This is a genomic window from Devosia sp., from assembly GCF_024707125.1.
Lineage (GTDB): Bacteria > Pseudomonadota > Alphaproteobacteria > Rhizobiales > Devosiaceae > Devosia.
Genome location: NZ_JANQAH010000011.1, coordinates 847,429 through 871,501, shown reverse-complemented (window position 1 = coordinate 871,501; position 24,073 = coordinate 847,429). Strand labels below are relative to the sequence as shown.

At 62.9% G+C, this 24,073-nt stretch carries 16 protein-coding genes and 2 pseudogenes; 5 read left to right on the top strand and 13 right to left on the bottom strand.

Going from position 1 to position 24,073, the window contains the following annotated elements; all coding sequences use genetic code 11:
• The first annotated feature begins 77 nt into the window (after nucleotides 1–77).
• Nucleotides 78–959: an aldo/keto reductase gene (locus tag NVV77_RS18945; protein WP_295415523.1), complete on the top strand. Its 882-nt coding sequence runs from the start codon at nucleotides 78–80 to the stop codon at nucleotides 957–959.
• Between the two features lie 74 nt (nucleotides 960–1,033).
• Here the strand turns inward: NVV77_RS18945 and panC are convergent, their stop codons facing one another.
• From panC to NVV77_RS18905, 8 genes and pseudogenes are all read right to left on the bottom strand, one after another.
• Nucleotides 1,034–1,882, bottom strand: a complete 849-nt coding sequence (panC, locus tag NVV77_RS18940; protein ID WP_295415521.1) for a pantoate--beta-alanine ligase — start codon at nucleotides 1,880–1,882, stop codon at nucleotides 1,034–1,036.
• A 35-nt stretch (nucleotides 1,883–1,917) separates the two neighbouring features.
• On the bottom strand, nucleotides 1,918–2,730 hold the full coding sequence (panB, locus tag NVV77_RS18935; protein ID WP_295415519.1) for a 3-methyl-2-oxobutanoate hydroxymethyltransferase: 813 nt from the start codon (nucleotides 2,728–2,730) through the stop codon (nucleotides 1,918–1,920).
• A gap of 99 nt (nucleotides 2,731–2,829) precedes the next feature.
• The gene (gene nadC / locus NVV77_RS18930) at nucleotides 2,830–3,699 is read right to left on the bottom strand and encodes a carboxylating nicotinate-nucleotide diphosphorylase (protein ID WP_295415517.1); all 870 of its coding nucleotides are present in this window, start codon (nucleotides 3,697–3,699) and stop codon (nucleotides 2,830–2,832) included.
• The gene (locus NVV77_RS18925; RefSeq protein ID WP_295415515.1) at nucleotides 3,696–5,264 is read right to left on the bottom strand and encodes an L-aspartate oxidase; all 1,569 of its coding nucleotides are present in this window, start codon (nucleotides 5,262–5,264) and stop codon (nucleotides 3,696–3,698) included. The genes nadC and NVV77_RS18925 overlap by 4 nt, the downstream gene beginning before the upstream one ends.
• 10 nt (nucleotides 5,265–5,274) lie before the next feature.
• A complete protein-coding gene (nadA, locus tag NVV77_RS18920) occupies nucleotides 5,275–6,240 on the bottom strand; it encodes a quinolinate synthase NadA (RefSeq protein WP_295416234.1) in 966 nt (321 codons plus the stop codon).
• Between the two features lie 138 nt (nucleotides 6,241–6,378).
• Nucleotides 6,379–7,250 (bottom strand): annotated as a pseudogene (locus tag NVV77_RS18915) (hypothetical protein).
• 166 nt (nucleotides 7,251–7,416) lie between these two features.
• Nucleotides 7,417–7,872, bottom strand: coding sequence for an AraC family transcriptional regulator (locus tag NVV77_RS18910; RefSeq protein ID WP_295415513.1), 456 nt, complete (start codon nucleotides 7,870–7,872; stop codon nucleotides 7,417–7,419).
• Between the two features lie 83 nt (nucleotides 7,873–7,955).
• Nucleotides 7,956–8,414: pseudogene (locus tag NVV77_RS18905) on the bottom strand (cupin domain-containing protein); the annotation flags it as partial.
• A gap of 181 nt (nucleotides 8,415–8,595) precedes the next feature.
• Between NVV77_RS18905 and NVV77_RS18900 the strand changes: the two are divergent.
• Entirely contained in the window at nucleotides 8,596–9,972 is a 1,377-nt protein-coding gene (locus NVV77_RS18900; RefSeq protein ID WP_295415511.1) for an FAD-binding oxidoreductase, read from the top strand.
• Between the two features lie 40 nt (nucleotides 9,973–10,012).
• Here NVV77_RS18900 and arsK read toward each other — a convergent pair whose 3' ends face one another.
• Genes arsK through NVV77_RS18880 form a run of 4 tightly spaced genes read right to left on the bottom strand, consistent with a single transcriptional unit; the run spans nucleotide 10,013 to nucleotide 12,750 of the window.
• A complete protein-coding gene (gene arsK / locus NVV77_RS18895) occupies nucleotides 10,013–11,230 on the bottom strand; it encodes an arsenite efflux MFS transporter ArsK (protein WP_295415508.1) in 1,218 nt (405 codons plus the stop codon).
• A gap of 6 nt (nucleotides 11,231–11,236) precedes the next feature.
• The gene (gene arsC / locus NVV77_RS18890; protein ID WP_295415506.1) at nucleotides 11,237–11,665 is read right to left on the bottom strand and encodes an arsenate reductase (glutaredoxin); all 429 of its coding nucleotides are present in this window, start codon (nucleotides 11,663–11,665) and stop codon (nucleotides 11,237–11,239) included.
• Nucleotides 11,662–12,357: an MIP/aquaporin family protein gene (locus NVV77_RS18885; protein WP_295415504.1), complete on the bottom strand. Its 696-nt coding sequence runs from the start codon at nucleotides 12,355–12,357 to the stop codon at nucleotides 11,662–11,664. Before NVV77_RS18885 ends, arsC begins: the two co-directional genes overlap by 4 nt.
• Nucleotides 12,358–12,378: 21 nt before the next feature.
• The gene (locus NVV77_RS18880; RefSeq protein ID WP_295415502.1) at nucleotides 12,379–12,750 is read right to left on the bottom strand and encodes a helix-turn-helix transcriptional regulator; all 372 of its coding nucleotides are present in this window, start codon (nucleotides 12,748–12,750) and stop codon (nucleotides 12,379–12,381) included.
• A 41-nt stretch (nucleotides 12,751–12,791) separates the two neighbouring features.
• Between NVV77_RS18880 and NVV77_RS18875 the strand changes: the two genes are divergently transcribed.
• A complete protein-coding gene (locus NVV77_RS18875; protein WP_295415499.1) occupies nucleotides 12,792–13,310 on the top strand; it encodes a DUF6428 family protein in 519 nt (172 codons plus the stop codon).
• Here the strand turns inward: NVV77_RS18875 and NVV77_RS18870 are convergent.
• Nucleotides 13,307–13,999 (bottom strand): response regulator transcription factor, encoded by a 693-nt coding sequence (locus NVV77_RS18870; RefSeq protein ID WP_295415497.1) that lies wholly within the window; start codon nucleotides 13,997–13,999, stop codon nucleotides 13,307–13,309. The two genes, NVV77_RS18875 and NVV77_RS18870, sit on opposite strands and share 4 nt — an antisense overlap.
• A 367-nt stretch (nucleotides 14,000–14,366) precedes the next feature.
• Between NVV77_RS18870 and NVV77_RS18865 the strand changes: the two genes are divergently transcribed.
• Complete coding sequence (locus tag NVV77_RS18865; protein WP_295415495.1) at nucleotides 14,367–19,622, top strand: peroxidase family protein; 5,256 nt, start codon at nucleotides 14,367–14,369, stop codon at nucleotides 19,620–19,622.
• A gap of 82 nt (nucleotides 19,623–19,704) precedes the next feature.
• Nucleotides 19,705–24,030, top strand: a complete 4,326-nt coding sequence (locus NVV77_RS18860) for a peroxidase family protein (RefSeq protein ID WP_295415493.1) — start codon at nucleotides 19,705–19,707, stop codon at nucleotides 24,028–24,030.
• The last annotated feature ends 43 nt before the right edge of the window (nucleotides 24,031–24,073 follow it).

Genomic DNA, 24,073 nt, shown 5'->3' with positions numbered 1-24,073 from the left:
TGTCGAGCCCGCCGTGTTGAGAACCGCGCGTGTCCTCGACGAGATCGATATCACGCAATCGAACAGGACATCCAAGCATGACCGTACCAACCCTGATCCTCAACAATGGCGCCGAAATGCCGGCCCTGGGCTTTGGCGTCTTCCAGACCCCGCCCGACGAGACCATGAGCGCCGTGCAAGAGGCGCTTCGTGTCGGCTATCGACACGTCGATACTGCGGCGGCCTATGCCAATGAGCGTGGCGTCGGCGATGCCATCAAGCGGTCGGGCCTGGCTCGCGATCAGATATTTATCGAGACCAAGATCTGGATCAGCGACTATGGCTATGACGAGACGCTGCATGGCTTTGAAAAGAGCGCCAGAAAACTCGGTGTCGACCAGCTTGACCTGTTGATCCTGCACCAGGCCCTGCCATCCGCTTTCGACCGGACGCTGGAAGCCTACCGCGCCCTCGAAACGCTTCTGGCCGACGGCAAGGTGCGGGCGATCGGGGTGAGCAATTTCATGCCTGATCATCTGGAGCGCCTGCTCGGCGTCGCCAAGGTGGTGCCTGCGGTCAACCAGATCGAAGTGCACCCATATTTCCAGCAGCCCGAACTGCAGCGGATGAACCGCCAGCATGGCATCGTTTCGCAAGCCTGGTCGCCCATTGGCGGCATCACCTTCTATCGCGGTGGCGACAAGAGCGCACTTGAGGATCCGGTCATCCTCGGCGTCGCGGAGGCACACGGCAAGTCGGCTGCACAGGTCATGCTGCGCTGGCACCTGCAGGAAGGACGCTCGGTCATTCCGAAATCGGTAAAGCCCGTGCGCATCGCCGAGAATTTTGACGTTTTCGATTTCGAACTGAGCCCGGAAGAAGTCGCCGCCATCGACGGTCTAGAAACCGGCGTCCGCGGCGGCCCGAAGCCCGAAGCCATCACCCTTGAAACTTTTGGCCGCGTTATTCCCGAGGAATGACCGGCGGCGCCTGCCTTCGTCGTTGTCCTAGAGGCCCCAAAAAAAAGGCAGGCGCGATAGGCGTCCCTAGCAGTTCATGTGCCGAGGATAATATTGTCAATCAGGCGCGTCTTGCCCAGATAGGCCGCCAAGGCGATGAGGCATCCGTTGGCGCCTACGGCCTGGAGGGGGGCAAGACTCCGGCGGTCCCGCACTTCCCAATATTGAACATTGATGCCTGGCTCGTCGGCCAATACGGCGCGGCCGATGGCCTCCAGCTTCCCGGCGTCGCGTTCCCCGGCATCGTACGCCGCAGAGGCGGCCAAGAGGCTCTGGTAGAGCAGCGGCGCAATGAGGCGCTGGGCGGGTTCGAGATAGACGTTGCGCGAGCTCATCGCCAGGCCGTCCTCTTCCCGCACAATGGCGCCGCGGACGATCTCGACGGGGACATTGAGGTCGCGCACCATGCGTTCGATCACGGCGCATTGCTGCGCATCCTTCTGCCCGAAAAAGGCAAAGTGCGGCTGGGTCAGGTTGAAAAGCTTCAGCACCACCGTGGCGACGCCGCGGAAATGGCCGGGGCGCAGGGCGCCGCAGAGCGGAAGGGAAACCGCTTCCTCGACCACATAGGTAGAATTGTCCGCGGGGTAGACTTCTCCTGGTTCGGGCAGGAACAGCGCGTCGACGCCAGCCGCCTCGAGCATGGCGATGTCCTTCTCGATCGGTCGCGGATAGCGCGCGAGATCTTCCTGCGGCCCAAACTGCAGCGGATTGACGAAAATGCTGGCAATGACCGTGTCGCAGTGCGTCCGGGCCAATTCCATCAGGCTGATGTGACCGGCATGGAGGGCGCCCATCGTGGGCACAAGGCCAAGCCGGGCACCGGCCGGCAGGCCATTGCGCCAAGCCCGCAATTCGGAAATCGTGCGAAGGACTTTTGTCATAAAGTAGTGTCCCAGATCGGTCGGGGTAGTGGGTTTCAGGCGGCGCCTGCCCGCTTTTGCAGTGTCGTGGTCTTGGTTTCGGCGACATAGTCGGCCACGGCGGCACGCACCAGCCCGGCGGCATCGGCCCGCGGCTTGGCAAAGCTCGGGGCGGGGCGGGTGTTCAGCCCGATGAGGTCGTTGATAACAAGCACCTGGCCGGCGCAGCCGGGGCCGGAACCGATGCCGATGGTCGGGATCGTCAGTTCGGCAGTGATCGCCGTCGCAACCTCGGGAACAATGCATTCGAGCACGATGGCGAAGGCGCCGGCCTCTTCGAGCGCGCGGGCTTCCTGCGACAGTCGTTCGGCAGATTCAGCCGCTTTACCATGGGTGTAGTAGCCGCCGAGCTGATGCACGGCCTGCGGCATGAGCCCGATATGGGCCATGACGGGAATGCCATAATCGGTCAGCCGCTTGATGACAGGCACCATGGCGAGGCCGCCTTCGATCTTGACCGCCTGCACGCCCGATTGCTGGAAAATCTCCACGGCGCTGCGCAGTGCCGTTTCCGGATCGGTTGTCGTGCCAAAGGGCATGTCGCAGACGACGAGGGCGCGTTCGGTGCTGCGCGCAACCGCGGCTGCGTGGCGGATCATGTCCGCCAAAGTGACTTTCAGCGTCGTTTCGTGCCCGAGCACGACATTGCCGAGGCTATCTCCGACGAGGATGATGTCGATTCCGGACTGATCGACGAGAGCGGCCATGACGCTGTCATAGGCGGTCAGCATGGCGATGGGCTCGGCGCGCTGGCGCAGCCGGCCGATATCGCGTGTGGTCAATCGCTTGGTCGCTGACGGGACTGACATCGTGGTCTCCACGGTTCTATGTCGGACTTCAAACCTGCGTCCTCGGACGCGACGCGTTGATACTCGGACATCAACGCTTCTCCCAGCCCTATATAGGTATTAGGGGGCAGCTATGTCCAAGCCGAGGTCCAGAATTGGCGCGCTGTGCGTGAGCCAGCCGGCCGAAATGATATCGACACCCGTCGCAGCGATGGCGGGCGCGGTCTTGGCGGTGACCCGGCCGGACGCTTCCTTGATCGCGCTCGTACCGATGCGGCGCACGGCTTCGGTCAGGGTCGGAATGTCCATATTGTCGAGAAGCACGGCATCGACGCCGATGGAAAGCGCTTCGTCGAGCTGGTCGAGCCGATCGACTTCGACTTCGATCTTGACCAGATGGCCGGCCGCAGCGCGGGCACGCTCGATGGCGGTGCGCACGCCGCCGGCTATGGCGATGTGGTTGTCCTTGATCAGAATGGCATCGTAGAGCCCAAACCGGTGATTGGCCCCGCCACCGGCCCGCACGGCCGCCTTTTCGAGCGCTCGCAGCCCGGGTGTGGTTTTGCGCGTGCAGGCAATCCTGGCATGGCCATGGGGGCGCACGGCTTCAACCAGTTCTGCCGTCGCCGTGGCGATGCCGGACAAGCGGCAGAGGAGATTGAGGGCCACACGTTCGGCCCCGAGAATGGCGCGGGCGGGGCCGGAAACATGGAGGATCGTGTCGCCGGGCGCGACCTTGCTGCCGTCGGGTTGGTGTACCGAAACCGCAATGGAGCGATCCATGAGGCTGAAAGCGAGACAGGCGAGGTCCACGCCGCTGACGACCCCGGGGTCACGCGCGACAATTGCGCATTCCGCCATGGCCTCGATGGGGATGACGGCATCGCTGGTGATATCGCCTGTGCGCCCAAAATCTTCGAGGAGGGCGGCGCGCACAATCGGCTCGGTGATGAGGCGCGGAAGTGTCAGGGACGAAAAAGTCTCATTCATGCAAAGGCTTCCATGGCTTCGGTCCGGCTTTCAGCCAGTTCCCTGGCGCTATTCAGGGCATCGGTCAGCGTTATTTCGGTGTGGCGGGGCGTGCTCGACGTCCGGGGATGATCAGCTCGCTGATGCGCGCCGCGGCTCTCGCATCGGCGTTCGGCGGAAACGGCGATGAGCAGGGCAGCAAGCAGGGCATCCGAACCTTGCGCAGGTCGTGCTTTTGATTGTGTCAGCGCGAACCAGAAGCCCCTTACTGCCCGCTGTAGTCCTGCGGCATCGCGCACCACGCCAACATCGCGATCCATCTGCTTGCGCAGACCGACATCGGCCTGTCCCATCGAAGGTGTCCTCAATGAGGGTTCCAGACCTGCTGCTGCGAGGCTGGTGCTGCCCTTGAAGTCCTCAGCGATCCAGGCAGACTGCGCCACGGCTTCGAGCAGGGAATTGCTCGCGAGCCTATTGGCGCCATGCAGCCCCGTGGAAGCCACTTCGCCGCAGGCCCAGAGGCCGGGCACCGTCGTCTGGCCAGATGCGCCAACCTTGACGCCGCCCATGTGATAGTGCGCGGCCGGTCTGATCGGGATCGGCTGGCGGGCGGGGTCGAGGCCGCCCGATGCGCAGAGGGCGGAAAAGCCCGGGAAGCGCGTGTGGACGGCTTGGCCGAGGGCGGGGCGGGTATCGAGAAAGACCTGTTCGCCAGCAATGATCTGCCGGAAGACCGCATTGGCGACGATATCGCGCGGGGCCAGTTCGGCTCCCGGCACGCCCTCCATAAACCGCTCGCCTCGGGCATTGATGAGAATGGCTCCTTCGCCGCGCAGGGCCTCGGTTGCCAGCGGCATAGGGTCCCGTCCGATCGCAATGGCGGTCGGATGAAACTGCACGAATTCGAGATCGCGCAGCACCGCGCCGGCGCGGGCAGCCAAGGCAAGGCCCGTACCGATGGCGGTCACGGGATTGGTCGTATAGGCATAGAGGCCGCCGATCCCACCGGTCGCCAGCACCACGCCGCGGCCGGACAGAAGCACCGCGTCAGATGCTTGCCGCCCGCCAACGGGTACGTAGACCACCCCACCGACATGGCCATTGGCAGTCATGGCGAGGTCGAGCACTTTGCCTTCGAGAATGGTGATAGATGGCGTGTTTCGCACGGCGCCGATCAGACCGTCGATGACGCGCCGGCCCGTCCGGTCGCCGCCAGCATGCACGATGCGACGGCGTGAATGCGCCGCCTCTAGGCCAAGGGCGACTGCGTCTCCATCACTCGCGCGATCAAATCCAATACCCTGTTCCAGGAGCCAGGCGATGGCCTCTGGGCCGGCTTCGGCAATGCGCTGGGTTATCGCGGGATCGCCGAGCCCGGCGGCAGCGACGAGTGCATCATCGGCGTGGAGATGCGGGCTGTCATCATCGCCAAGCGCAGCGGCAATGCCCCCTTGCGCGAGGGCCGTTGCGGCATTGGTGCCAAGCGGGGAGGCGGTGATCAGGACAACTGGCAGCGGCGCGAGGCGCAGGGCCGTCGTCAGCCCTGCAATACCGCCGCCAATGATGATGACCGGGTTTTGGCGCATATCGATGGCCTCAGGCAACCGCCAGCATGCGCTCGACCGCGGCGCGCGCCCGTTCAGCCAGCAGCGGATCGATATGTACCTCGTGCTGCTCCGCTTCGAGCGCCGCGCGGATATTGCCCAAGGTGATGCGCTTCATGTGCGGGCAGAGATTGCACGGCTTGACGAATTCGACGTCGCGGAACTGCTGGGCCAGGTTGTCGCCCATCGAGCATTCGGTCACGAGCGCCACGCGCTGCGGGCGCCTGTCGGCAACAAAGTCCGCCATCATCGCCGTCGAGCCGGAGAAATCGGCCTCGGCCACCACTTCGGGCGGGCATTCAGGATGGGTCATCACCGTTACGCCGGGATAGCTCTCGCGCACGGCGCGGATATCGTCGGGCGTGAAGAGCTCATGCACTTCGCAATGGCCTGCCCAGGTGATCACCTCGATCTCCGGCGCCTGCGCCGCGATATTGCGAGCCAGGAATTCGTCCGGCAGCATGATCACCCGGTCGACACCCAACGAGCGGATCACTTTGAGCGCATTGCCCGAAGTGCAGCAGATGTCGGACTCAGCCTTCACCGCGGCCGAGGTGTTCACATAGGTGACAATAGGCGCGCCCGGATGACGGCGGCGAAGTTCGCGCACGTCTTCGGCAGTGATCGACTCGGCCAGCGAGCAGCCGGCGCGGCTATCTGGTATGAAGACGCGCTTGTTCGGATTGAGCAGCTTTGAGGTCTCTGCCATGAAGTGCACGCCGGCCATGACGATGATATCGGCATCGGTCGCGGCGGCCTCACGCGCGAGCGCCAGGCTGTCGCCCACGATGTCGGCAACCGTGTGGAAGATTTCCGGTGCCTGGTAATTGTGCGCCAGGATAGTGGCGTTCTTCTCGCGTTTGAGACGCAGTATCGCTTCGACGTCGACGGCCAGAAACGGCCATTCGAAGGCCGGAACATGGTGCCGTACCCGCTCATAGACGCGGGGCAATGGCATGGTGCCAGCCGTGGATTCCGATACCTGCAACGCACTGCCTCCAATTATACTCAATCTGAGTATTAGTGGTCAAAACGAAACCGGCGTCTCTGCGCCGGTACGGTTATGCTAGAACTGAGTATAAGGGTGCGTCAAGACCTAAATTGGCGGACGTTTCGTGCTCGATAGCCGCAAGCCCGGAGAGGGGCGCTCCAACAACACCTCGCGGCGGAAGCGCACCAACCGCGCCGGCCGACCGCCGGTATCGGTCTGGAGTTCGCCCGTTTCCTCGACCAGGCCCTGCGTTTCGACCAGGCGGCGGAAATTCTGCTTGTGCAACCGCACACCAGATAGGCCTTCCACGGTGCGCTGCAGGTCGAGCAGCGTAAAACTCTCGGGCATGAGTTCAAAGATCACCGGACGATACTTGATCTTGCCGCGCAGCCGCCCGAGCGCGGTGGCGAGGATGCGGCGGTGGTCGAGGCCCATCGGGTGGTCGATCACGGGCAAGAGGGGGAGGGTTCCCCATCGCGTCGAGCCTCTCGCACAAAGCCGGCCTCGTAGAGCAGCTCATAGCGGTCGAGCACGAGTTCGTCGCTCCAGCTGTCGGTCCCAAGGCCAAAGGCCAGCGCCGCCCGCTTTTCCCGCAAGGTACCGGTTTCGGTGGGGCCTTTCGCGGCCCAGGCCTTCAAATAGGCTTCGATTGTTTCCAGCACGGCGGGCCGGCCATCGCGCCAGTCTTCCCAGGGGAGGTAGGTATAAACATTCTGCCAGCGGGCGCCGCTTCGCGCCGAAGCGCGCAGGGCTCGTACCAGAGCCAGATAGGCAACAGATAGCGACCGGCTGCCGCGTGCTGGCATATCGATGCGGTCGGCGTCGCCAAACGTATAAAGCTGCTCCACATAGCCCAGGTGCAAGTCCGTCTGCTGCTCGACCCAGGCGCGCAGGCCGGCCTCCAGGGTGCGATGCTCCGATTGCAGGGGGCCAGCGGGCAAGGTGTCCACCGGCGCACCCGGGCGCACGAGAACCATAGGTTCGTCCACGCCCGCGGCGATGATAACAGCGCTCAGTTCCGCAAAGAGGGCCAGGCCCCCGGCATCAGATACGGCGCTGCTTCTATCGGGCTGAGTAGACGGCATTTTTCCAACTTGCACAGTGAAGGTCCACTATCACGAAGAACCCTATACTGGGCAAGTTTCACCAATTTGAACGCGTTCCCGCGCCATTCGTCGTAGGGGGCGCATGGGATCGCCGCCAGGCTCCTGGGGGAACGCCCGCAAATTTCTTGAAGGCACGGTTGAAGGCGGCTTCGGATTCGTAGCCGACTTCGGCTCCCGCCTGGGCAATGCTGCCTGTCGTGTCTTCCAGCCGCTTGGCCGCCAGCTGCATGCGCCAGCGGGCGAGATATTGCATGGGCGTATCGCCGGCATAGTGGGCGAAACGGTCGGCAAAGACCGAACGGGAGAGACCCACCGCGCGCGCCAGCCCCTCAAGCGTCCAGCTCTCGGCGGGTTGCCCATGGATCAGGCGCAGGGCATGACCGATCTGTGGATCGCGCAGGCCCGAAAGCCAGCCGCGGGCTTCCGGCGGCAACTCATTGGCATATTCGCGGAGCACTTCCACGAAGAGCAGTTCGGCAAGCTTGGCGAGCACGATTTCGCCGCCCGGCTGGAGACTCCTGTCTCGGACACGGCGTGGCGCACCAAGTGGGCCAGCCAGCCCTGAGCGGCGGTTCCCCGTCCGAGCAGAATGCGTGGCAGCGAATTTATGAATGGATTGTAGGGCCTGATATCGCAGCCGAGATAACCGCAGATGAAGCGACAGGTGCCGGCGCCCGAACCATCATTGACGACATAGGGAAGCTGCCGGTCTACCGGGCTGTGATAGACGGCCAGATCAGGCTTGGCGCGCATCCCGACTCTCGAGCAGAGGGCATGCGCGTCGTCCATGGGAAAGGCAATGATATCGCCGGCCTCAAGACGCAGCGGTTCGGCCGCGTTCTCGGTCAGCTCCACCCAGCACGATCCTTCGATCAGAGTGTGGAAGAAGAAGACATATTGCGATGCCGGCATGACGGCGGCGGCAATCGCCGACGCCCTCGGCGCCTCTGCTACCCAAGGTTCACGAAAAGTGCTGTCGAAAAAGACCGCGCCGGTCAGCCGCACCGCCGCGAGCACGTCGGAGAGAACGTCCATCGTCTCTGCCTCCGCCGAAGCGCCGCTCCGCGCGGCCCTCATCCCGTGAGGCTACGCCCATGTGCGGCCTGGAACAAGGCAGGACGGCTGAGCAATAGAGCCGGACGATCAAGCATTTTCGCGCCCCCTGGCCGGGTCTAGCATCCCGGCGTCGGCTGGAGCCGGCGGAGGAGAGTTCGCCATGAACGCAGAAACTGTCGGCAAATTTTCAGCGGGGCATCGCGGCCCCGTGCTCGATGCGGGCCACCCCGGTTACGACGAGGCGCGCAAGCTCTACAACGGTATGATCGACAAGCACCCCTTGATGATCGCCCAATGCTCCGATGTGGGCGATGTCATGGATGCGGTGAATTTTGCCCGGGACAACAAGCTCGCCGTGGCTATTCGCGGCGGCGGACACAATGGTCCTGGCTTTGGCAGCGTCGATGATGGTCTTGTCATCGATATGTCGATGATGAAGGGCGTGCGCGTCGATCCCGTTGCCAAAACCGTTCGCGTCGGCCCCGGCTGCACCACAGGCGATGTCGACCACGCCACCCACGCCTTCGGCATGGCCGTACCCTTCGGTATCATCTCGACCACCGGCGTTGCCGGCCTGACGCTGAGCGGTGGCCATGGCTATCTCAGCCGCCAATATGGCCTCGCGGTCGACAGCCTCATGGAGGCCGATGTCGTGCTCGCCGATGGCAGCTTCGTCACGGCCAGCGAGACACAGAATGCCGATCTCCTCTGGGCACTGCGCGGCGGGGGCGGCAATTTCGGCGTGGTGACGAGCTTCCTTTTCCGCGTCCATCCGGCCAAGGAGGTCTATGGCGGGCCAATCGTCTTCGACCTTTCGGACGCCGCGACCGTAATGCGTTGGTACCGGGAATTCCAGGCGAGCGCACCTAGGGATTTCTGTATCTGGCTTGGCCTGCAAAGCGTGCCGATGGGCGAGCCGTTCCCTGCCGAACACCAGGGCAAGAGGATGTGCATTCTCCTCGTGGCGCATAATGGCGGAGGCGCCAAGGAAGCGGTCGATGCCATCCGTCGGGACCTGCCGACCCCGCTCTTCGACTGGGCCGGGCCAATGCCCTATCCGGCACTACAAAGCATGTTCGACGCGCTCTATCCCAAGGGCTTGCAGTGGTATTGGAAGGGCGACTTCGTCAAATCGCTGCCGGATGCAGCAATAGACGCCCATATCGAGCAGGCGAAAAAATCTCCCACCGGCGAATGCCTCATGCACCTCTATCCGATCGACGGCGCGGTGCATGACAAGGCGAGTGGCGACAGCGCCTGGAATTGCCGCGACGCGACCTGGTCGATGGTGATCGCCGCCATCGCGCCCGACGCCAATCGCGCCCCGGAGCTGAAGCAATGGGCGCGCAACTACTGGCAGACCATCCACCCCTATGATCTCGATGGCGCCTATCCGAACTTCATGATGGATGACGAGGCAGATGGGCGGCTGCGTGCAACCTATGGGGATAACTATCCCAAGCTCGCAGCCATCAAGGCGAAGTACGATCCCGACAATCTGTTCCAGGTTAACCAGAACGTTCGTCCGTCACACTAGCTGACGGCTCTCGACCGGCCCAAAGCGTTTCTTGCGCGCTCTAGGCCGGTTGGGACTTGGCGGAGAGGCCTACCTCAGAGCTGAAGCGTCGCCAGATTTCGGCAAACACGGCGACGCAACAAAGACCCGCAACAGCCAAAATCCAGATCGACAGGCGCGGCCCGATCGCGCCGAGCGCAACAGACAAAGCAAAGGGCGCCACGGCGGAAACGCCGAGCCGCCCGAGGCTGACCCATCCTAGCCGCTTTCCAAAGCCTGCCTTTCCAAACAGCGCCAGCGGCAGGGTGCCGGATACGATGCTGAAAAGCCCGCTGCCCAGACCGAAGATGACGGCAAAGGCGATAGCCCCCGCAATCGAGGGCGCCGTCAGGGCCAGCACCGTCAATGCCGTTGGCATCAAGACGGCGGAGATCACCGCCAGGGTCGGAGCCGGCAGCGCCTTGCCGAAGGCCATATTGATCAGCCGGCTGGCGACCTGCGCGGGGCCAAAGAGCGTGGCGACCAGAACGCCGCCTGCGCCGAGCCCGAGCATGCCGAGCATAGGCACGATGTGAAACAGCGTCGCGGCCGAGACGAAACCGGCGAGCGAGAAACCCAGCACGACGAGGACGAAGGTAAACTTGCCCGAAGTGCCCCGTGTGATCTCTGCTGGAGTATTGGGCTCTGCCGGCCGCGCCGATGCGATTTTCGCAAAGCGGGTGAGCCAGAGGTGCAGCGGCAGACAGGCAAGGAGATGCATCGCGGCAAAGGCGAAATACACCTGATGCCAGTCCAGCCCCTGCAGCATCCAGCTGGTCAAGGGCCAAAAAATGGTTGAGGCAAAGCCGGCGATCAGGGTCAGAAAGGTGATGCTGCGCTGTGCCAGCGGACCTGTGGTCTGGGCCAGCAAGGCGAAGGCCGTCGAATAAAGCACGAAGGCAGATGCCAGTTCGACAAGGACCAAACCAGACAGGAACAGGAAGGCACTGTTCGCCAGTCCGCATATGACCAAAGCGAGCGCTGCCGCCACCGACCCGACCGAAAGCACCAGGGCCGCGCCGTGCCTGTCCGCCAGTCCGCCGGCATAGGGCGAAATCAAACCACCAGCGAGAAGGGCGAGCGAGATCGATCCATAGATCCACTCGACCGCCACGCCAAACTCGGCTGCGATCGCGGGCGCAAGAATGCTGAAGCTATAGTAGAGCGTGCCATAGCCGATGATCTGGGTAATGCCGAGCGCCCAGATGGCGGCTGCGTTCGAGTGGGTCTTGGCCGTCATTTCCAGTCAGATCGCCTTGGGCGCCACCCGTTTGCCCGCGGCATCGATGATGACTTCCCCATCTTCTTTGGTGAACGGCCCGATATCGGGATTTTCGAGGATGTCGAGCACGACCTCAGAGGGTCGGCAGAGGCGCGTTCCGATCGGCGTTTCGACGAAGGGCCGATTGAGCAGGATGGGGTATTTTTCTATCGCGTCGAGCAGGACTGCATCGGCGACGTCGGCAAGGCTGAGGTCCCCATAGGGGGTATCCTTCTGCCGGATCGCCTGGCGCAGCGTCATGCCGGCAGCTGGAACCAGTTCCATGATGCGTTCGCGGCTGGGTGGGTTCTTGAGATATTCGATCACGATGGGCTCGACGCCACTTTGCCGGATCATGGCCAGCGTATTGCGCGAGGTGCCGCATTCGGGGTTGTGGTAGATGGTGACGGTCATGATCGGTCTTCCGGATTGATGGGGAGTTCGACGCCGGCTGGCCCACGAAGAAGCCAGGACATCAGCGTCAGCGCGATGAGCGCCCCAGCGACCTGAGCCGCAACAAAACCCGGCAGATCGAGCGGGCGAATGCCGGAAAAAGTGTCGGTGATGGAACGGGCGATGGCGACGGCAGGATTGGCGAAGGATGTGGACGCCGTGAACCAGTAGGCGGCGGTGATGTAGAGGCCGACCAGCAGGGGTACGGCTTTCCGCTCGAAGCGGATGCCGGCCAATATGGTGGCGACGAGCCCGAAGGTCGCGATGCCCTCCGAGAGCCATTGGCCCCCACCAGTGCGTACCCTCGTCGATGCCTGCAACAGAGGCAGGGCGAACATGGCATGCGCCACCATGGCGCCGAGCACGCCACCGATCACCTGCACCAGCGCATAAAAGCCCGCGTCACGCACTGGCAGCTCGCGCCGAAGGGCGAAAACTAGGGACACGGCCGGGTTGAAATGGGCGCCCGAAATCGGCCCAAGTGTGCTGATCAGCACCACAAGGATCGCACCCGTGGCCACGGTGTTCGCCAGGAGCGCCAGGGCAACGTCCTTGGTCAGCGTCTCGGCCATGATGCCGGAGCCGACCACCGTGGCAACGAGGAGCCCGGTGCCAAGTGCCTCCGCGGTCAGGCGACGAGGAAGGTCGATCATGCCGCCCCGCCACGGATGCGATCAGCAGGCACAGGCGCTCTCCTTCGTGGCGGGGGTGCAGCATTCCGCGGCGACCACGGCGGCCGGCATGCACACCTCCGGATGCCCCGAGCAGCAATCGCGCATGAGGAATTCCACAAGGCCTGAGAGGCCTTCAAAATTGGCGCTGTAGATGATCGAACGGCTCTCGCGGCGGGACTGGATCAGGCCGGCGCGTTCGAGATGGGCGAGGTGGAACGAAGCGCTCGAAGACGAAGCATCGACCGCCTCGCCGATGGCGCCTGCCGGCATGCCCTCGGGCCCGGCCTGCACCAGAATGCGCACCATGCGAAGCCTGGTTTCCTGGCTCAGCGCCCCAAACGCGTTGAGGGCTTGCGGTTCTTCGAGTTTCATCTCAATATCTCAATGAATGTTGAAATAATGGATAACCGAACATGAGTGCCCATGCAACCATCCCTTATGCCGAAACGGAATCTTCGCTTGGCGCCGTGCTCGCCCGCCTGGAAGGGCATGACCATCTGCCACTCTCGCTCGAATATGACGATCGCGTGGTGCAGCCCGGCTACCACGTCACCGAAGTGAAGGCAGGATCCTTCGTCACCCTCGATTGCGGCGGCAATCCCGATGCCTGGCAGGAGACCGTGCTGCAGGTGGAGGACATTCCGGCCAGGGACGATCGGCCGATGATGACAGCTGGCAAGTTCCGCTCAATCCTGGCGCAGGTCGATAGAAAAGTGCGTCTTGATCACGACGCAAGGCTCACGATCGAGATCGGTCGGCCCGGCGAGGCCATGCGGGTGTTCGATGTGGCCGAGCTGTCGATCGAGACAGACCGCGCGACATTGACCCTGGGGATACGCCCCGCCATCTGCAAGCCACGACATCGCGCCCAGCAGGCTCAGGAAGCCGCTTCATGCTGCTCTCCGGCATCGAAGGAGACGGGGTGCTGCTAGAGCATCCCATTCGGCACGGAGCCGGGGTCAGCAACCGGGTCCGAGCGGACCATGCTTGATGCGATCAGGGCAACCTCCACCCGATTTCGTGCCCCCAGTTTTCGCAGCAGATGCGTCAGGTGATACTTTATCGTCTTCTCGCTCAGCCCCAGGGTGCGCGCTATCTCCTTGTTGGAGTGCCCTCTGGACAAATACGGAAGAATATCGACTTCCCGCGGCGTCAGGCTCGAGAATGCGTCGGTCGCAGGAACGTCGATGGAGTTGGCGTAGTAGATATTGCTCCCCAGCAGCGTCGCCGCCAGCCCCGGCGCCACATAGGATTCCCCCAGCGCCAATTGACGGACAGCTTCGACGAGATCGTGGCTCGACACGCTCTTTAGCGCATATCCGCGTACCCCGCCTTTGAGCGCCGTGACCACGGAATGAGGGTCGCCCGTCGCGCCCAGAATCAGAATGCCGGTATTGGGGTGAAGCGCTGCCAGCTTCTCGATCAGCTGGAACGACCCCTCGGCCGTGTCCAGCTCGACAATCAGAACGTCGACAGCGGGGGGCGGGCTCACCTGAATGTCGTCTGGCCAGGTTCGCCCATAGGTCAGCACCACGAAATTCTCGGCTGCCGTCAGCACATGGACAATTCCGTCCCGGAGCAGAGGCATGTCGGCGACGATTGCGACGCGAATTTTCCCCATTTTTCCAAGTGCCTATCTCAGCCTGGCGCCAGCACTCCGATGCCTCGAACGCTTTTGAACTCTCGTCGCGGGGGGATGCTCGCCGGCTGTGCGAAAACACCCTAGCTGCTGCGGCCTCAGACATTAGGCGAGCCAATTTGGGCACGCAACTGGACCAATGGACCGAAGCGACTGCGACCATGGACCCGGACCAAGGTCCAATAGGCTCGCCACTGCGGAGCCACATTGGGCCAGGCGAAGCCGAGTTTGAGCCGGTGGGCTAGGGGGCGAGGCTTCGGCGCTTGGGACTTCAGTCCAGATAGGAATGCCCCGCTGCGAGTTTCAACATGCCGCGCCTAACTCAGGGAAAACCGCACAGAGGACGAAAATGGCACAGTACATCCGCTCAGACCTCGATTTTATCCTGGCGCAGATCAAGATCGCAGAAGCGCATGCCTCAGGCACTCCCCTGACCTCGTTAATTGCAGCCCCCACGCTGCCCTTCGGCTTACGGACCGTGGATGGGACCTACAACAACCTCTTGCCGGGGCAGTCCAATTACGGGGCTGCCGGCCAGGAATTCCCGGCGACGGTGGACCCGGTCTACCGGCCTGGCTACGAGCCCTCGAACGTTCCCGGCTCCGTCGTGGTCGATCCGCAGCCGCGCATCATCTCCAATCTCATCGTCGACATGACGAGCAATAATCCGGCGGCGACGCAGGCCTATGAAGACCACATCGAATTCGGCGCCACCTTCGAGCCGGTGCTCGACAGCAATGGCGACCCGGTCATGGGCAATAATGGCGAGCCGCTGGTCCTCTACCACATTCCCAATGTCGCCCCGGACGAGGGCCTGTCAGCGCCGTTCAATTCCTGGATGACCCTGTTCGGCCAGTTCTTCGATCATGGCCTCGACCTCATCAACAAGGGCGGCAGCGGCACGGTATTCGTTCCCCTCCTGCCCGACGACCCGCTCTATGACGCGGACGGCGCGGACGACATTCCCAATAGCGGGGATGAGACCAATTTCATGCTGCTGACCAGGGCGACCGTCGATGCGGGCACAGACGGCATCATGGGCACGGATGATGACATTCGGCCGATCAACACCACCACGCCCGTCGTTGACCAGAACCAGACCTATACCTCGCACTCGTCCCACCAGGTTTTCCTGCGGGCCTATGAGTTCAATGCTGCCGGAGACCCGGTCGCTACAGGCAAATTGATCGAAGGATCGGCCGGTGGCATGGCGACCTGGGCCGATGTCAAGGAACAGGCCCTGACCCTGTTCGGCATCATCCTCGACGACATGGATGCGCTCAATGTGCCGATGGTCGCCGCCGACGCCTATGGCAATTTCATCCCCGGGGCCAATGGCTTCCCGCAACTGGTGCGAGCCTCGGACAATGAACTCATCGAGGGCAATCCGGCCGCACCGATCGATGCGTCGATGGCCGTGCGCACCGGCCACGCTTTCCTCGTCGACATCGCGCACGAAGCGGCCCCGACCAATGCCCAGACCGGCGCACCGCTAGCGGCCGACAGCGACAGCGTCCTCGGCCTCTCCGAGCCCGGCACCTATGACGATGAACTGCTCGATGCCCATTTCATGGCCGGTGACGGCCGGGCTAACGAGAACATCGCGCTCACCGCGGTGCATCATGTCTTCCATTCCGAGCACAATCGGCTGGTCGATCACACCAAGGAGGTGATCCTGGCCGACGCCACTGCCATGCTGGCGGCAGGCGCCACCGAGGCACAGGCCATTGCCTTCCTCAATGAATGGCTGGTCACACCCGTCACCAGCGTGCCCGACACGGTGGGCGAGGTGGACGCTCTGGTCTGGAATGGCGAGCGCCTCTTCCAGGCCGCACGCTTCGGCACGGAAATGCAGTACCAGCATCTGGTGTTCGAGGATTTTGCGCGCAAGATGCAGCCGCAGATCGACGTTTTCGTTGCCCCCGTGGGATATGACGTCACCATCGACCCCGCCATCGTCTCCGAGTTCGCCAACACGGTCTATCGCTTCGGGCATTCCATGCTGACCGAGTCGATCGACCGCCTCGATCCTAACTTCAATGCCGCCGATATGGCGCTCGTCGATGCCTTCCTCAACCCGATCGCGTTCGACAATGGCGGGACCATTCAGGCCGATGTCGCCGCCGGCGCGGTGGTACGCGGCATGACCAGGCAGGTCGGCAACGAGATCGACGAATTCGTCACCGATGCCCTGCGCAACAACCTTTTGGGCCTGCCGCTCGATCTCGCCACGATCAACCTGGCGCGGGGACGCGACACCGGTGTTCCGTCCCTTAACGCGACACGCCGCGAGTTCTACACCATGACCGGGGACAGCCAGCTCACGCCCTATACGAGCTGGTTCGACTTCGCCATGAACCTCAAGAACCAGACTTCGATCATTAATTTCATCGCCGCCTACGGTACTCACGAGACCATCACGGGTGCACTCACGCTCGCTGACAAGCGGGCGGCCGCTACCCTCATCGTGCTGGGCGGAACCGGGGCGCCTGACGACAGGCAAGACTTCCTCGACAGCACCGGCGACTGGGCAAGCGGTCCAAACGGGGTGACCATCACCGGGCTCGACGATGTCGATCTCTGGATCGGCGGGTTGGCGGAAGCCATCATGCCCTTTGGCGGCATGCTCGGCTCGACCTTCAACTTCGTCTTCGAAACCCAGCTCGAAAACCTGCAGAACGGCGATCGCTTCTACTATCTCGCGCGCACCGCCGGCATGAACTTCATCAATGAGCTCGAACAGAACTCGTTCGCCAGCCTCATCATGCAGAACACCAATACGACCCACTTGCCGCTCGACGTGTTCTCGACCCCGACCTACATCCTCGAAGTCGACCGCGTCGCCCGCCAGTTCAATGAGGGCCTCGGCAATGCCGATCCGACCGATCCTGGCAGCCCCCTGGTCCCGCTCGTCATCCGCAACAACCCCGCAACGCCCGGAGCGGACACCAACTATCTGCGCTTCACCGGTGGAGACCATGTGGTGCTCGGTGGCACGAACAATGCTGACATCCTCACGGCCAGCATCGGCGACGACACCATCTGGGGCGACGGCGGCAATGACCGCATCGAAGGTGGCGCGGGCAACGACAATATCGATGGCGGTGCCGGCGACGACATCATCAGCGATAGCGGCGGGGACGATGTCATCAAGGGCGGCGACGGCAATGACGTCATCCATGGCGGCAATGGCCTCAATCTCATCATCGGCGGCGCGGGCAGTGATTTCATCATCACCGGCGAGGATGCCTCCGAAGTTTTCGCCGGCACCGGCAATGACTTCATCCTCGGCTCCACCGTCAACGAGGGCATGCAGGGCAATGAGGGTGACGACTGGATCGAGATAGGCACCCAGGATGGGGCCCCCGGCGACAACTTCGACCCCTTCGGGCGCGATAACATCACCGGCAATGACGTGTTCCTCGGCAATGGCGGCTTTGACGAATTCGTCGGGGAAGGCGGGGACGACATCATGGTCGGCAGCCCCGGACCGAACCGCAACGAAGGCATGTCGGGCTTTGACTGGGCAACCTACAAGGACCTCCCGACCGTCTATGCCGATCTCCTGCTGCCGGCATTCGACGAAGACCCGAACATTCCCTTCCCCGATACCGCCATCGATCGCTACGAGAATGTCGAGGGCGTTTCGGGTGGAGCGGGCAATGACCGCCTGTTCGGCACCAATGTGACCGCCGCTGAAATGCCGCTCGAAGGCGCACGCGGCAGCGTCTTGACCAATATCGCCCTGATCAACGGCCTGCAGGAACTACTCGGGGCCGGGGTGACCTCCTTTGATGGCGGCAATATCATGCTGGGCGGAGATGGCAGCGACCAGATCACCGGCCGCGGCGGCGACGACATCATCGATGGCGACAAATGGCTGAATGTGCGGATCAGCGTCAGGGACATCAATAACCCTGCCTTGGAGATTGCCACCTTCTCCAACCTGACCCAGATTCAGGCGGCCATGATGGCCGGCACCTACAAGCCGCAACAGCTGCAGATCGTGCGCGAAATCCTGACCGCCAATGGCGCCGGCGATATCGACACGGCCATCTTCAGCGGTGCGCTGGCCAATTACACGGTCGAATTCGGACCCAATGACATGGTCACCGTGACCGACAATGTCGGCACCGACGGCACTGACACGCTCTACAATATCGAGCGCTTGCAGTTCGCCGATCAGGTTGTCATCAACAATGATGCGCCGATCGGTCAGCCGAGCATCAGCGATACCAGCCCCACCGAGGGGCAATTGCTGACCGCCACGCGCGGGACCGTGGACGATCCGGATGGAACAGCCTCCTCGGTCTTCACCTTCCGCTGGCAGGCGCTAATTGTCGGCGTCTGGACCGACATTGTCGGCGCGACCGCCGCAAGCTTTACCCCCACGCAGGCCCAGGTGGGCCAGCAGATCCGCGTCGTGACGAGTTTTGTCGATGACGGCGGCAATCCCGAACAGGTCGCTTCCGAGCCGACGACCATTGTCGGCGACCTCGCGACCGGCACCGGCGCAGCCAATGTCTTCAATGGCGGGGATGGCGATGATCACTTCATCGGACTGGGTGGCGCCGATACGCTCAACGGCAATGGCGGCAGCGACATTCTCGATGGCGGTGCCGGGGCTGACGTCCTCAATGGCGGGGCGGGCAATGATACCCTGCTTGGTGGAGCTGCTGCCGACACCATGAATGGTGGGGCCGGTGCCGATGCCATGAGCGGCGGCGCCGCCAATGACACCTATGTCGTTGACGATGTCGGTGACGCCATCACCGAACTGCTCGGCGAAGGAACCGACCTCGTCCAGACCTCGCTCAATGCCTACACGCTGGGCGCCAATGTCGACAATGTCACCTTCAATGGCGTTGGCGACTTCACTGGCACGGGCAATACGCTCAACAACCGCATCCAGGGCAATGGCGGCAATGACGTCATTGATGGCGGCGTCGGCGTCGATACCATGGTGGGCGGTGGCGGCAACGACACCTACTACGTGGACAATGCTGCTGACGTCATCACCGAGGCGGCGGGTGGAGGCATCGATACCGAGTTCGCCTCGGTCACCGATACGCTGCAAGGCAATGTCGACCACCTGACCTTGACCGGCACGGGCAATATTGGCGGTACCGGCAACGGGCTTGCCAATACCATCACCGGCAACAGCGGCAACAATGCACTGTCCGGCGCTGGTGGAGACGACCTGCTGATCGGGGGGCTCGGCACCGATACGCTCAATGGCGGTGCCGGCCTTGACACACTCGAGGGTGGTGATGGCGTCGACACGCTGAACGGCGATGGCGGCAACGACATTCTCGACGGCGGCTTTGGCAACGACATCATGAACGGCGGCGGCGGCAACGACACGTTCCGCTTCAATGATGCCTTCGGCGACGACACCATCTCGGGCTTTGACGCCAATCCCGCGGGGGGTGGGCAAGACCGGCTCGACATTGCGGCTCTCGGCATCACGGCCATCACGTTCGCCTCCGGCGTCGCGATCGTGCAGCAGGGCGCCAATACCCTGGTGACCATCGGCGACGACACCATCACCCTCAATGGCGTCAACGTGGCCGCGGTCACCGAGGCTGACTTCATCCTGGCCTGAAAACGGATGTCAGGGGATCGTCGCCGACCTTCCGGTCGGCACGGTCCCCGCTCCTGCAGACCGGCGGACATGGGAGAACGAAATGAAACTGACTCAATCTGACCTGGAGTTTCTGTTCGAAGAGGTAACGTTCGATCCCGCCAACCTCGTTGGTCTGGAAGACCACCATGGCCTGCGCAATGTCAGTGGTGTCGGCAACAATCTCGTGCCCGGACAGGAGAATTTTGGTGCTGCCGATCAGCCGTTCATTCGGCTTGGCACCGGCAGCCAGCCCTCCGACTACAACGACTACAATAACGGCATGGTCATCGATGGCTCGCCGCGCATGATCTCCAATGTCATTGCCTCCCAGACGACGCCCATCCTCAACGTGGCGGCCGATCCCGCGGACCGCCCGTTCAATGGCTGGATGACCCTCTTCGGTCAGTTCTTCGACCATGGCTTGGATTTTGTGGCCAAGGGCGAACAGGGTTTCGTCATGGTGCCGCTGGACCCGTCCGATCCGCTCCACAATCCGGCCGTTGGCGCGCCCAATTTCATGATCGTCTCGCGCGCCAATGTCACCAATGTTGCCGATGCGGGTGCCGATCGCATTTTTGGCACTACCGATGATGTCGGCTATTCCAATAACGGCACGCCGGGCGATAGCAGCGACGACATTTTCGCGCGTCCCGAGAGCATCAACCACACCTCGCCATTCATCGACCAGAACCAGACCTATGGTTCGAGCCTCTCGGTCCGGGCGGTGTTGATGGAATACGAGACAGTGGGCGGAGTTGCCGTGGCGACCGGCCGGCTGGTCTCGGGGGAGGGCGCCAGTGGCTTGGCGACCTGGGCCGATGTGAAGGCCAATGCGGCCCTGATCGGATTGACGCTCACTGACGCCGACGTCAAGGACGCCCCGCTGCTGCGCACCAATGCCGATGGCACGCTCTTCCGCGATGCCAATGGCCATGTCGAGGTGGTGACCGACGGGGGCGGCAATGTCGTCCGGTCGGGGCACGCCTTCCTCCTCGACATGCATCCGGACGCCAATCCCGACGGGTCCAGCTTCAACCCCGCCTTACTCAATGCCCACTTCATCTCCGGCGATGGCCGTACCAACGAGAACTATGGCCTGACCGCCGTCCATACGGTCTTCCACGACGAGCACAACCTCGTCGCTGCGCAGATCATGGACCTGCTCGCCCAGCCCGGCCAGCCGATCCAGATGACCGGCGAACAGATATTCGAAGCGGCCAAGCTCGTCACGGAGATGGAATATCAGCATATTGTCTTTGACGAATTTGCCCGCCGGATCAGCCCCAATATCGAGGCCTTCCACGGCAGCTCATACGATCCGACGATCAATGCGGCGATCTCGGCCGAATTTGCGCATGCGGTCTATCGCCTCGGCCATTCCATGCTGACCGAGACCGTCGACTCGATCGACCCGGTGACAGGTGTCTCGACCCAGAATTCGCTCATCGATGCCTTCCTCAATCCAACGGCCTTCGAAGCTGCCGGCGGCGCCGCGGGCATAGCCACCGGCATGTCGATGCAGGTTGGCAATGAGATCGATGAATTTGTCACCGACGCGCTGCGCAACAACCTCCTGGGCCTGCCGCTGGATCTGGCGACCATCAACATCACCCGCGGCCGCGACACGGGCCTGCCCAGGCTCAACGAGCTGCGGCAGCAATTGTTTGCCGCCAATGGCGATCCCGCCCTCGCGGCCTATGACAGCTGGGCCGATTTCGGCGCCAATCTCAAGAACCCCTCATCGCTGCTGAACTTCATTGCGGCCTATGCCTTTGGCGATACGGCAATGAGCGACATCGCTGGAGCCAGGGCCCAGGCGCTGGCGGCCATGGGCAATGTTGCCTTCATGAACGGCACGCTGGGGTCGTCCGATCCGCTCTATGCAGCGAGCCAGTCATTCTGGAACATCGATCTGTGGATCGGTGGGCTGGCCGAGGCCAAGGTCGCGGGTGGTCTACTTGGCTCAACCTTCGACTTCGTCTTCGCCTATCACATGCAAAACCTGCAGAATGGCGATCGGCTCTACTACCAGGCCCGCCTGTCCGAGGAAAACATCCTCCATGAGATCGACGGCGAGAACTTCGCCGACATGATCATGCGCACGACCGGCGTGACCAACCTGCACACCGACAGCTTCTCGGCGGCGCAGGTGCGCCTGAACCTGACCAATAGCCCCGACAATTCCGGCGCGGCGCGCGCCACTTTCGCCCAAAGCGAGGTGATTTCCGGTCTTGATGGCAATGACACCATCAATGGTGGTGGCGGCTCGGACTCCATTTATGGCGATGCCGGCAACGACAATCTCCAGGGTGGGGCGGGCAATGACTTCCTCACCGGCGGATTGGGTGACGACACGCTCAACGATTCGGGCGGCGACGACCTCATGCGCGGCAATGAGGGCAATGACATCATCAATTCCGGCGCCGGGGTGGACCTCGTCCATGGCGGGGAAGGCAATGATACCATTTCCTCGGGTGCCGAAGACGACGAGATCTTTGCCGGCATTGGCGACGATATTGCGCATGGCGATGCCGGGCGCGACCAGATCAAGGGCGGCGAGGGAGCGGACACGCTCTATGGCGATGCCGATGACGACCGCCTGTTCGGAGAGTTGGGCAATGATACGCTATTTGGCGGCACCGGAATGGATCGGCTCGATGGCGGCGAGAGCGACGATATTCTGGTGGGCGGCAGCGGCGGCGCGGCCGATGCGCTCTCGCGCGAAGTCATCGACGGCGACAAGGGCTTCGATTTTGCGTCCTATCAGGACGCGACGTCCGGCGTCCTCGCGGACCTCATCAACTTCCTCACCGCCAATACCGGCGATGCCCAGTTCGACAGTTACTTCGATATCGAAGGCCTGATCGGCTCGGGCCTTGCCGATGAACTGCGCGGTAACACAGCGGCCAACGAATTGCGGGGCCTTGCCGGCAACGACACACTGACCGGTCGTGGTGGCAACGACACGATTGCGGGAGGCCTCGGCGTCGACACAGCCGTATTTGCCGGCAATCGCGCCGCCTACACCGTCAGCTTTGCCGGTGGCGTCGTTACCGTGGTGCACAACGCCAATGGCAGCGATGGCACCGACACGCTCAATGGCGTGGAGCGCCTGCAATTTGCCGATCAGCTCGTGGTGATCGGCAATGTGCCGGTCTCCGGCGTGCCCATCATCTCGGACACGACACCCACCGAGGGGCAGGCGCTGACCGCCTCGACCAGCGGCATCGCCGACGCCAATGGCATGACCGGCGCCACGCTCTCCTACCAGTGGCAGCGACAGATTGGCCTCGTCTGGACCAATATCGTCGGCGCGACGGCGGCCAGCTATATACCAACCTTCGTCAACCAGCCGCTGCGCGTGATCGTCAGCTTCGTCGATGACGCGGGCAATGCCGAGCAGGTGGTCTCTGCCTCGACCGACGTCGTGGGCGATGCCTATATCGGCAATGGCGCGGCCAATGTCTTTGACGGCACGGCCGGTCAGGACAATGCCGCCGGTCGCGGCGGCAACGACACCCTCAACGGCAATGCCGGCGACGATCTCCTGAACGGGGAGGGCGGGGCCGACACGCTGAACGGCGGTGCCGGCGCCGATACGCTCATTGGCGGCGCCGCCAATGACATACTGAATGGCGGCGATGGCAGTGACTCTCTCTCCGGGGATGCCGGCGCAGACGCGCTCGATGGCGGAACCGGAGCCGATAACATGACCGGCGGGGCCGGCAACGATACCTATGTCGTCGACAATGCGAGCGACGCTGTGATCGAGGCAAGCGGCGGCGGCACGGACCTTGTGCAAGCTTCGGTCAGCCATACCCTGGCCGCCAATGTCGAAAACCTCACCCTCACAGGTACTGCACCGATCTATGGCACCGGCAATACGCAGGCCAATGTCATCACCGGCAATAGCGGCAACAACGTCCTCAGCGGTCTCGATGGGGCCGACACCCTGATCGGTGGGGCCGGGGCCGATCGCCTCATCGGTGGCGCCGGCCGTGACACCCTGACCGGCGGAACGCAGGCGGACACCTTCGTCTTCACCGGCAGTACGGGCGGACCAACGCAGGTGATCACGACGGGCAACACCGCGGCGACGCGCGACATCATCACCGACTTCACGGTCGGCTCGGACCGCATCGACCTCAGCGGCATCGACGCCAACAGAGTGAATGCGGCCGATGTGACCGATGACGCCTTTACCTTTGTCGGCAGCGGTCCCTTCGGGGCGACCAATGTGGCCGGGCAATTGCGCTATCAGGTGGTCAATATCAGCGGCGTCGACCACACGATCGTCCAGGGAACCACCGACACGACGGCCGGGATCGATTTCCAGATCGACCTCACCGGCAATCATGTGCTGACCGGGGCAAGTTTCCTGCTCTAGACCAGGAGGGGGCGGTATCCGCCCCCAAAAAAATCGACGTGCC